Raw genomic sequence first — 11040 nt, 5'->3', positions numbered from 1 at the left:
CGACGCTCGCGCGGTCCACATGGCCTACATCCAGTTTTCGCTTCTTCATATCCCGGCGACCGTGATTGTGGGCGATAGCCTGGCAATGCGGTTCCGGGAGGACTGGCACACGATGGCGCATGTCATGGGACGCTGGTCGGCAAAGCTCGCGGGGGCAAGGGAAAGTGCCAGCGCGGGGGCAATGGCTCTTCCGCCCGCCATCCCGCACAGGGCGGCGCCTGTCGCTGCCAGGTCGTCCGCGCCCAAGCAGGAGCCATCGGCAACCGTTATCGAGAGGAATGGCCAACTGCGCCTGTTCTAACGAGCCTGGTATCGGGCAGAACTTTCGACCGGTTCGACCGGCCGTTGATCCATGTGCAGGAGCGACTAGGATCGTCCGGCGATGCCTCGCGTCTTGCCGCACTTCTCCCTTCGACGCGCTGTCATCGACATCGGGGATGTTGCAGCCCGGTGTCGGGCGGCAACCTGCCGCCGCCAGAATTTTCCCCGCCGCCGGGCGGCTCCTCGCGGATCAAAATTCAGTCGCCCGCAGGTCCTCCACATGCGCTACGGCCGTCCGGTGCAGCCCTCCTTTCCGGTCAGCTCTCTCACCCCGCGATGACAGCTTATCGAAAGGAGAAAATATCATGCGCCAACTCGCCAAATTCCTCAGCGCCACCGGCCGCCGTCTTCGAGCTCTCGGCAAGGTGATCAGTCACTTTTTCCGCAAGGGAAAGCTCGGCCTTAAGCTCGCGGTCAAGATTCCGTACTTCGTTGAGATCGAGGCTTCGTTCGAAACTGACTGGGACCGGCGCAAATGATGCGTCAGGGGCCGCTGCGGCGGCCCTCCTTTTAGTCGCTCGAAACTCACAGGCGACCGAGGTCAGCTTTGCGAGTGCTGAAGCCCTGTTCTTGGCGAATATCCGCGAGCACGCTTTTGTTTCAGCAGGTCGAGGAACAACAGAACCGCTTCCTCTTCCCGTTCGAAAACATGCTCTTTCTCCTGCCCGCGCCTACCGATCCTTCCCCATCGCCGGATCAGGCAAGCCTCTCCGAACATCGTCTGCTCGATCTCCATGGCATAGTACCTGGCCATGTTTTTGGCTGGGTCCGTTCGTTCGACATAGAGCTGGTAGGGTTGCGAAATCATGCCGGGATGATCGTCACACAGCGCTGCCGCGTCCAACGACATATGTGAATCCTACAGGTCCGACCGATTCATTTTCGTGAAGAATGGCGTTCGGGCGAGGCGCCGATGGCGCGCGGCTCTAGTCGCGCTGCGACCGGAGCCCGCATGCGGTCTCTGCCCAGTTGGGTCACGATCCTCTCGCAGCAAGAAGCATGCCTCTGCCAAGTGTCATTGTCCGGAGAAAGCTGGAGCCTCCCGTGGCCATCGGTGATGGCAAGCGGTCGCGCCCCTTCGGGACGCGGTTCTATCTCTCTCTGACGTCCCATTTTGCACCCGCCGTTCCGGCGTCAAGGACATCGCGGCCCCTCCAATTTTCCCTGCGCCGCGAGCAGCACAGAGAAAATCGGTTTCTCTATTCGGCCGTTGATTTCAAGCACATTTTTCTGGGCGCAGCTTCTCCAATGTCCACATAGCTTGGCGATTTCGACCGCAGGCCCTTGCTTCTCTTCGAGATCGGCACAGTGGCCCTCTCATGATGGATTTAGGAACAAGATGGAACTATCTCCTTTCGCGTCCTGGCATCCAGTTGGGTGCCGGCACTACCGATTTTCCGTTCTCATCTTATCCTTCGTCCTGCGGACGATTTCACTCCGCGCTACGCGGAATTCCGATTTCTTGCGTTGACGCTCTCAAGCGGTGATTCAAATTGTTGTAACGCGTTCCTCTTTGGTCCAGCGAAAGTCGGTCTGGTCCTGCCACATGCGGTGCATGATCACAGCCAGGCGCCGAGCGATGGCGACAAAGGCTTTGTTGACGCCTCTGCTTTTTGCGATCCGCATGCCCCATGCTCTCAGCCATGACCATTTCTGACCTCTAGTTAGAAGCGTAACGGCCGCTTCGTACAGAAGCGTTCGCACCATGGTATCGCCACTGCACGATACCTTGCCGACCCGGCTTTTCTCTCCCGATTGATGAGATGCTGGCGTCAGCCCGACGAACGCACCGACGGCTTTTGAGTTCTGAAAGCGAGCAGGGACATCGATGGCGCTGCGATAGGCGAGCGCGACGACAGCTCCCACGCCCGGCACCGTCATAAGCCTGCGGCAAATCCCATCGTTCTTCGCAATTGCCAGAAGCCGGCGATGAAGAATGTTGAATTGCGAGCGGATCTCGCGCCTGGCCGCCAGCAGCGGCCCCACAATGGCGAGCAGCTCTTCGTCATTATCTATCAGTTCGCGTATTCTCTGCTCGAAGTTCAACGTGCTTACGATGCCGACCTTGAGGCCAAAATTTCGGAGAATTCCCCTCAAGTCATGATCTGGCACGACGGCAGGAGATGGCCGACCGGTTGCTCGCCGAACCCGAACTCCTGCTGAAGCAAGCTTGGCAATGAACGGTCCACCTTCGATAAGCGTGATATTGCCAAGGCGCTGCATCGCACTGTCGACGATCCCACAGATTTCGCGAACATTCGCGCCCGCCTGATGGCGTCCGACGATCTAGTTCTGCTGAAGCCTCAGCAGGTGGATCGGCAGACCGGCAAGGTGGCGGAGCCGGCGATCTTCACCACGCGCGAGATCCTGCGCACCGAATACGACATGGCGCAGTCGGCGGAAGCCCTGTCGCAGCGCAAAGGCTTCGGCATCGGCGAGGGCAAGATTGCGGCGGCGGTTCGGGCCGTCGAAAAGGCCGATCCGGAAAAGCCCTTCACGCTCGACAGTGAATAGGTCGACGCGGTCCGTCATGTTACTGGGGACAACGCCGTTGCCGCCGTCGTCGGTCTTGCCGGGGCAGGCAAGTCGACGCTCCTCGCTGCCGCGCGGGTCGCCTTGGAAAGCGAAAATCATCGTGTCTTCGGGGCGGCTCTCGCCGGCAAGGCGGCCGAAGGTCTGGAGGACAGTTCCGGCATCCGGTCGCGGACACTCGCCTCGTGGGAGCTCGCCTGGGCGAACGGCCGCGACCTGCTTGGTCGCGGTGACGTCTTCGTTGTCGATGAGGCCGGCATGGTCTCTTCACAGCAGATGGCCCGCGTCCTTAAGACAGCCGAGGACGCAGGCGCGAAGGTGGTTCTGGTTGGCGATGCGATGCAGCTTCAGCCGATCCAGGCCGGTGCGGCCTTCCGGGCGATTGCAGAACGGATCGGTTCTGCCGAACTGGCCGGTGTGCGCCGCCAGCGCGAAGACTGGGCGCGTGAGGCTTCTCGTCTCTTCGCCCGTGGCAAGGTCGAAGAAGCGCTGGATGCTTATGCACGTGGGGGACGGATTTTTGAGGCAGAGAGCCGGGCTGACATCGTCGAGCGCATCGTCACCGACTGGGCCGATGCACGCCGTGATCTCATCCGGAACATTGCCGATAGCGAACAGCCGGTCCGGTTGCGCGGTGACGAGTTGCTTGTCCTCGCCCATACCAATGACGACGTGAAGCGGCTCAATGAGGCGCTGCGTCAGGTCATGAGAGATGACGGCGCACTGACGGCTGCCCGCGAATTTCAGACGGAGCGTGGCGTGCGAGAGTTCGCCGCCGGCGACAGGATCATCTTCCTCGAAAACGCCCGCTTCCTCGAGCCGCGCGCAAGGCGTCTCGGCCCTCAATATGTCAAGAACGGGATGCTCGGAACGGTCGTTTCGACCGGCGACAAACGCGGCGATCCTCTGCTTTCGGTCCGTCTCGACAATGGCCGCGACGTCGTCATCAGCGAGCACAGCTATCGCAACATCGATCACGGCTATGCCGCGACCATCCATAAATCTCAAGGTGCAACCGTCGACCGGACCTTCGTTCTCGCTACCGGCATGATGGACCAGCACCTGACCTATGTGTCGATGACTCGTCATCGGGATCGGGCCGATCTTTATGCTGCCCGTGAGGACTTCGAGCCGAAACCCGAATGGGGTGGAAAATCCCGGGTCGATCATGCCGCCGGCGTTATCGGCGAGCTGGTCGAGACCGGGATGGCAAAGTTCCGGCCCCATGATGAGGATGCCGACGAAAGTCCCTATGCCGATGTGAAGACGGATGACGGAACTGTGCATCGGCTCTGGGGCGTCAGTCTGCCGAGGGCGCTGGAAGAGGGCGGCGTCTCGGAAGGCGATACGGTGGGCCTGCGCAAGGACGGCGTCGAACGGGTCACGGTCACTGTGCCTGTCATCGACGAGAAAACGGGGAACAAGAGTTTCGAGGAACGGACGGTCGATCGGAATGTCTGGACTGCGGAACTGAAGGAAACGGCCGACGCCCGTCGGGAACGGATCGAGCGCGAGAGCCACCGGCCGGAATTGTTCAAGCAGATGGTCGAACGTCTCGGCCGGTCGGGCGCGAAGACCACGACGCTGGATTTCGAGAGCGAAGAAGGCTACCGGGCGCATGCCCGCGACTTTGCAAGGCGGCGCGGTATCGACACGCTCGCCGGGGTCGTGGCCGGGATGGAAGAGGGCGTTTCTGGGCGGCTGGCGTGGCTTGCCGAGAAGCGCGAGCAGGTGGCGAGGCTTTGGGAGAGGGCGAGCGTGGCGCTTGGCTTCGCAATCGAGCGCGAACGGCGCGCTTCCTACAACGAGGCACAGAACGAAACCGTCAGAGCAGAAGTCCCGACTGGCGGGAAATATCTGATCCCGCCCACCACCACGTTTGCCCGCAGCGTCGATGAGGATGCACGGCGGGCGCAGATTGCCTCGGAGCGGTGGAAGGAGCGGAATGCAATCCTTCGGCTGGTCCTGCAAAAGATCTATCGCGATCCCGATGTCGCGCTTGCCCGACTGAATGCTCTCGCCTCCGATGCACGGATCGAGCCGCGCCGGCTCGTCGAGGATTTGGAGACCAAGCCGAAGCGTCTGGGCCGCCTGCGGGGATCGGATCTTTTGGTCGATGGGCGTGCCGACCGCACCGAGCACGATACAGCAATGGCCGCGTTGTCGGAGTTGCTGCCGCTGGCCCGTGCCCATGCGACAGAGTTCCGCCGACAGGCCGAACGGTTCGGCATCCGTGAGGAACAACGCCGCGCGCACATGTCCATGTCGGTTCCCGCCCTCTCGAAACCGGCAATGGCGTGCCTTGTCGAAATCGAAGCCGTGCGGGACCGCGGCGGGCAGGACGCTTACAAGACGGCTTTTGCCTATGCGGTCGAGGACCGTTTGCTGGTCCAGGAGGCGAAGGCGGTCAATGAGGCGCTAACGGCGCGATTTGGATGGTCCGCCTTCACGGAGAAGGCGGATGCCATTGCCGAGCGCAGCATGGTCGAGCGCATGCCGGAGGATCTTACTCCGGAGCGTCGCGAGAAACTGACGCGCCTGTTTGCCGTCGTGCGCCGCTTTGCCGAGGAACAGCATCTTGTCGAACGGAAGGATCGCTCGAAGATCGTGGCCGGTGCGAGCGTCGAGCCGGGGAGGGAGACGATATCCGTGTTGCCGATGCTCGCAGCCGTGACCGAGTTCAAAACGTCTGTCGAGGACGAAGCGCGGGAGAGGGCGCGTGCTGTCGCCCACTACGGCCACAATCGGACGGCTCTTATCGATACGGCAGCGCGTCTCTGGCGCGACCCCGCCGGCGCCGTCGACAAGATCGAGGCTCTGGTCCTGAAAGGCATCGCGGGCGATCGGATCGCGGCAGCCGTCGCCAACGATCCATCAGTTTATGGTGCGTTGCGCGGCTCCGATCGTATCGTGGACAGATTGCTGGCCGTCGGGCGCGAGCGAAAGGACGCGCTTCAGGCCGTTCCGGAGGCCGCAAGCCGCATCCGGTCGCTGGGTGCCTCCTATGCTACTGCTCTCGACACCGAGATCCGGGCGATTACAGGGGAGCGCGAACGCATGAGCGTCTCTATTCCGGGACTGTCAGCTTCCGCCGAAGACGCATTGCGAGAACTCTCAGCGGCGATGAAGAAAAAGGGTGCCAAACTTGAAGTGGCGGGCGGCTCGCTCGATCCCGCGATCCGCCGGGAATTCGTCGCGGTCAGTCGGGCGCTCGACGATCGCTTCGGTCGAAACGCCATTCTGCGCGGTGAGAAGGATGTCATCAACCGCGTATCGCCTTCGCAACGCGCCGCGTTCGGGGCGATGCATGACCGGCTGAAAATCCTGCAGCAGACTGTGCGCATGCAGGCAAGCCAGGAAATCGTGGCGGAGCGGCAGCGGCGGGTCCTCGACCGCGCTCGCGGCGTCATTCGCTGAGAAAAATAAACTTGAAAGGAGATGAACATGGCTGAGCAGGAAATTTCTTACGACGCGATCCTCCGCACCGAGATCGCCATTGAATTACTCAATCAGGCGCGCGCCATCGTCACGGCCCGCGTCTACCAGCTCGAAGGGACGGACCCTGACGCGGCGGAAGTGTTGCGGGTCCGTCGCCGCGATCTCATCGCCACCCAGCAAGGCATCAGCGTTGCCGATCAGGAAACCGTCGAGGATCTGATCGCGCTCTGGGGGCCGCGCGTCAAGGACGAAGTCCGGTTCTGGGCGGAGTTCTGATCATGGCGGATGATCGGGAATCCGGGCCGCTCTCGCTGGAGAGAAACGAGAGCATTTTCCGCAACGACATTCTGCCCGACTATCTGCCTGATGGAATCGGCCGGGCAGGGCGGCCCCGCCTTATCTTGCTCGGCGGCCAGCCGGGCGCCGGCAAAACCGCGGTGCTGATTGCCAGCCACGCCGAGCTCGATCGATCCGGTACGACGATCCGCATCGTTGGCGACGATCTGCGCTCCTATCATCCGCAATTCCTCGCCTTCCAGCGGCACGATCCAGAAACGGCATCGCAGTTCACCCAGGCTGACGCCGGCCGCTGGACGGAAAAGCTCTTGGCCGCCGCCACGGGGCGCAACGTCAACATCGTCTTCGAGACGACGATGCGCACGCCGGAAAATGTCGCCCGCGTCATCAGCATGGCTCGCGCGGCCGGCTATGACGTCGAGGCCCGTGCCGTCGCCGTCAATCCGCGACTGAGCTGGCAGGGGAACCACTATCGCTTCGAGGAGATGCTGCGCGTAGGCGATGCGGCGCGCATTCCGCCGCAGCACGTTCATGATGCCGCAGTCACCGGGTTACGCGTCAGCCTCGAGAAGATCGAGAGCGAAAGCCTGGTCGACCGGGTCCAGCTTAGGACGCGCGGTGGGACGATCCTTTACGACAACGAGCGGCGTGAGGGCGTGTGGTCGCAGCCGCCCCAGGCTCGGGTCGCACTCGAACGCGAGCAATCGCGGCCGATGACACGCGGTGAACTTCAGCGTTTCTCCGACGACTGGAACCACGTTCTCGGCCGCATGGAGGAACGGCGGGCGCCGGACGATCGCACCGGCGCGGTCAGGGCGCGCGCCATTGAAGACGTGAGCCACCTGCTCGCCCAGCGTCGCGATGCTCACGGCGAAAACGGGCAACGGCGCGGCCGGTCGATCCTTCAAAGCCGCGCCGATGCGCTCGGCTTGTTCGTCGAGCTGTATGACAACGCGCTGCGGGATGCCGAACGTCGGCCGATCGGCAATATCGAAGCCCACGCAGTCGGTCGACTATCGCAGAGCTACATGGCGCTGAAACTGGTTGAAGCCGCCCGGAACGTCGGTCTCTTTCCGGAGAACGGAACCATCGTGTCGACACGGGCAATGGTCCAGGACAAGCGCGGCGCCCGAGAGTTCCCGGCGGCGCATCGAATGCCAGCCGGTCTCGCGGTTGAAACGCCGGATGGATCTCGCCGCCGGCTGACGGAAATTTTTGATGTCGCCCTGAACCGGGCCGCCATCGACCGTGACATCTTTGGCCGAACCGATCGTATGTCGCGTCTGGCCAACGTCGTCGACTCCTGGCTCGAGACCGCCGGGATGCGCAAGACGCTCGCTCGCGCCGCCAACGCTGTCGCTTCCGGCAAAATGCCCGAGGACGCCGCCATGTCCGATGTCGTAGAGCCGGGATACGCGGTGGCAATTGCCCAGGCGCGGGGGCGACTCGAGTGCAACATGGCGATCGCTGAGCGTACCGCGATGTCCACGATCATCGTGGACGAAAGGGGAGAGCCGGTCCGCATGCTGCGGGACGACCTTCGGCTACGAACGGCCGATCTGGAAAACCGGGCACGAGCCAAAACCATGATGGAGGCTGTCCTGACCGAAACGGCCCAGCATAGTCGCCTCGACGCCGAAGGGCGCCGTGCCGCCGGCGAGCTTGTTCGTGGTATTGCCGACAACGAACGTAATCTTGGAGGGGGCCACGTCCGGGAGCGCAGTACGGCTCGATCTGATGTCCTGGTTCCAGCACGGGATTTGCCCGATCTCTCCGAGAGCGAGATCACGGATCGGCTACGCAGATCTGCCCGCCTTGCGGACAAGCGCGCGGCGATCGACAATCTGTCGAGGCTGGTGTTCGGCAACAGCCAGGCGGTTTCGGGCTCTGTCGAGCGGATCACCAGTGCGCAGAGCGGCGCGGTCGCCGGCGATGATGTGCGCGAGGGCCGCCTTGGTGAAATGGCGGGAGAGGCAAGGAAATGGCTAAGAGGATCGAGCCCGGCACGCCAGACAGCGGAGGCCCACGCTCCGCAGCTCGCGGCGGCCCTGGCCGATTATGGGATGGCGGTCGATTTCGAGCGGCATCAGATCAACCTGCGCCACCGCGAGGAGCAGGCCCGATACAAGGTCGAGGTCCCCAGGCCGTCGAAAGAACTCTCTGCCTTGCTGTCGGGGACCGACCAGGCGCAAGTAAGTCGTTTGAATGCGGATCCAGTCCTCCGTCGTGAGTTCGAGAAGCTCACCCTGGCGATGACCAAACGGCTTTCTTCGGAGGATCGAGTTAACCTGAAAGAGGGAAATCTCACGAGGTTAGCGTCGTCTCTCAGGATAACGCCGGAGCAGGCTGCTTCACTCAAGCATGTTCAGAACCGCGCCGACGCGTTGCAGGACAAGTCACTTAGACAGGCACGTAACATCGTGAGCACACCCCAGCTCGGGATACGGCGTTGATTCCGCCCAACCCCGACTATTGACAGGGCACGCGGCCTGTCAGCATCCGCCGGTGCGCCGCGCTCGCCGACCGAGGACATCGAACAGCTCGCCGCTGGCTGCATGCCATTCGAGGCGCCCGGATTGATCGTTCGTGGCCCGGGATAGGGATACCTGCAGCAAGGACCGGATCCCGAAGAATGTTAGTGGATCCTCAGCCTCCACGCGAAGGTGCAGGCCGCAAACGTTCGGCTTGATGATCGCCCTGCCGTCGCCAAAGTTCAGAACTTGGTCGGGGCCATCGATCTCGACCGACAGAGCGCAATCACTTAGCGATCCGCAGAGCGTCTTTGCGATCCGGTCGGGATCTGCGACCCAGGCAACCGTTTCGGAAATGTATTTGGCCATGAGAACTTCCAATTCATTTGGTCAGGCGAATTGCAACGCCGGCGCAAAGGCACGCGCGATGGAAACGCTGGCCGGTGATAAAGCGGCCCGTCCACCTGGAGTTTGGCGCGCATGACACCGAGAACGCGGTGCGAAACTTCGAAGGCGCCGCAGCAGACCGGGTGACGGCCATACCCGTCGGAACGCCCGAGTTCATCGAGTTCGGCGCCGGCTTTTTGATAAACGCGGCGCATGTGCGGTTCGTAGTTCGAGATCATCGTGTTGATGCCATTGGCAAGCGCCGCCTCGCACAAGGCAAGAAGCAGCAGGCAAAAGGCGCTGTCCGCCCGCATGCCAGGAAAGTCTCGATCGATCGCATCCTCATCGATGCACATCCGCTGCATCGAAAGGCCGAGAATTTCGGCTATTTCATCGTTCGTTTTACCAAGAGCCGACCAGTAAAGGCACTCCTTCTCGCGCCGGCCTAGCTGCGGAACTGGATCATGTTCGCCGTGAAGTTCGAACACCGCTTTTCTATGGATCAGAAACGAAAGATCGAGCCACTCGTCGCTATACGTCTCTACCAGTTTGCTCCACTCGCCGGCGGACTTCCTGGAATTCAGGGAGAAGAGAGCGCGTCGCTTCTTCTCGACAATGGGAATGGAATATCCGTTGGCTCCAACACCATGTTCCTGGGCGTCGAGCAGAAAGTCATGGGCCGCCTGTGGAACCTCGACCTCGCGCCAATCGAAAGGCATTTGCCGGATGAGACCTTCGCGGACGATCGGATCGACTTTCACGTATCCCCGCAGCAGGTATCGAGCAATCCAGGCATCGCGATAGGTCGTGCGAACATACGGAGTGTCGACCACGTCTGCGACGGTCAAAGCCAGATGGTAGGTGGCGAAGTCGATCCCGTACGCCGCTTCGAGTATTCGCAATGCATCATCAACCTTTAGCGCATTTTGTACTTCTCGAACCAGGTTTTGAAATCCGCTCCTTATTCGCAGTTTCCCCATTTAAGCTCCGGCAAACTTCGCTGTAAAACATTGACGTAGCAACGAAGGGCCTTCCGGCTCAATTGACGTTACATTCATGCATATCAATAGGCCAATTCGAGGTGCGGATTAGCATGGTTGGGTTTATACTAAAACAAACGACTCGGTACGTCGTATAAGGAGCGACCTGTTTTTGCACTGTGGACCCCACGCCGATATTGCTCCCGACCTACGTTCGCTGTGGTCTTCCGTAAAAGTAGGTGAGCAAATTCGGTGCTGAGCCTCAATCAAAAATTTCGACTGAGGTTTTTCCGTCTTGGAATGCTATGACGCACGGACTTCTCATCATGCGAATATTTTTAAAATCTGCATCGACGTTGAACTAGGTAGTGTAGCTTCAAGCCTGTTTTGGTTGACCTCGTGAAGTCTTTCAAACTCGATGAGGATGTGGAAAATTTGCTAGATCAAGTTGAATGTCTTCCGCAAAGAGCTAGCCCTTCGCCATGGTCAAAAAATATTTTTGACCATGCGGTCACTGTAGTGGCCCCCTAAATCTCCGGACACGATCTCCCACTTGTTAAGTGTTAGGAGTAATGTGCCCATTATGACCAGTCACATACCTAAGATAGAAGTGC

5 protein-coding genes and 5 pseudogenes are annotated in these 11040 nt (G+C 60.9%); 5 read left to right on the top strand and 5 right to left on the bottom strand.

Going from position 1 to position 11040, the window contains the following annotated elements; all coding sequences use genetic code 11:
* Positions 1–301: pseudogene (locus A6U86_RS35720) on the top strand (hypothetical protein); the annotation flags it as partial.
* 325 nt (positions 302–626) lie between these two features.
* On the top strand, positions 627–800 hold the full coding sequence (locus A6U86_RS35715) for a hypothetical protein (protein WP_169055352.1): 174 nt from the start codon (positions 627–629) through the stop codon (positions 798–800).
* A gap of 62 nt (positions 801–862) precedes the next feature.
* Here A6U86_RS35715 and A6U86_RS27555 read toward each other — a convergent pair whose 3' ends face one another.
* Together A6U86_RS27555 and A6U86_RS36105 are read right to left on the bottom strand one after the other, a co-directional pair.
* On the bottom strand, positions 863–1171 hold the full coding sequence (locus tag A6U86_RS27555) for a WGR domain-containing protein (protein WP_068398021.1): 309 nt from the start codon (positions 1169–1171) through the stop codon (positions 863–865).
* A gap of 638 nt (positions 1172–1809) precedes the next feature.
* Positions 1810–2439, bottom strand: a pseudogene (locus A6U86_RS36105) (transposase); the annotation flags it as partial.
* On the opposite strand from A6U86_RS36105, the pseudogene traA reads away from it, so the two are divergent.
* The 3 genes and pseudogenes from traA to A6U86_RS27535 form a co-directional block, all read left to right on the top strand.
* Positions 2424–6270: pseudogene (traA, locus tag A6U86_RS27545) on the top strand (Ti-type conjugative transfer relaxase TraA); the annotation flags it as partial. The pseudogenes A6U86_RS36105 and traA overlap by 16 nt on opposite strands.
* A 27-nt stretch (positions 6271–6297) precedes the next feature.
* Positions 6298–6567, top strand: a complete 270-nt coding sequence (locus tag A6U86_RS27540; protein WP_068398027.1) for a hypothetical protein — start codon at positions 6298–6300, stop codon at positions 6565–6567.
* A 2-nt stretch (positions 6568–6569) separates the two neighbouring features.
* Positions 6570–9041 (top strand): zeta toxin family protein, encoded by a 2472-nt coding sequence (locus A6U86_RS27535; RefSeq protein ID WP_068398015.1) that lies wholly within the window; start codon positions 6570–6572, stop codon positions 9039–9041.
* A gap of 39 nt (positions 9042–9080) precedes the next feature.
* Here A6U86_RS27535 and A6U86_RS35710 read toward each other — a convergent pair whose 3' ends face one another.
* The 3 genes and pseudogenes from A6U86_RS35710 to A6U86_RS36095 form a co-directional block, all read right to left on the bottom strand.
* A complete protein-coding gene (locus A6U86_RS35710; protein WP_068398012.1) occupies positions 9081–9428 on the bottom strand; it encodes a hypothetical protein in 348 nt (115 codons plus the stop codon).
* A 119-nt stretch (positions 9429–9547) separates the two neighbouring features.
* Positions 9548–9805: pseudogene (locus tag A6U86_RS36100) on the bottom strand (N-acyl-L-homoserine lactone (AHL) synthase); the annotation flags it as partial.
* A gap of 42 nt (positions 9806–9847) precedes the next feature.
* A pseudogene (locus A6U86_RS36095) lies at positions 9848–10426 on the bottom strand (autoinducer binding domain-containing protein); the annotation flags it as partial.
* Positions 10427–11040: the final 614 nt, after the last annotated feature.

The organism is Rhizobium sp. AC27/96 (assembly GCF_001692325.1).
Classification (GTDB): domain Bacteria; phylum Pseudomonadota; class Alphaproteobacteria; order Rhizobiales; family Rhizobiaceae; genus Rhizobium.
This window is presented reverse-complemented; position numbering and strand designations above follow the sequence as displayed.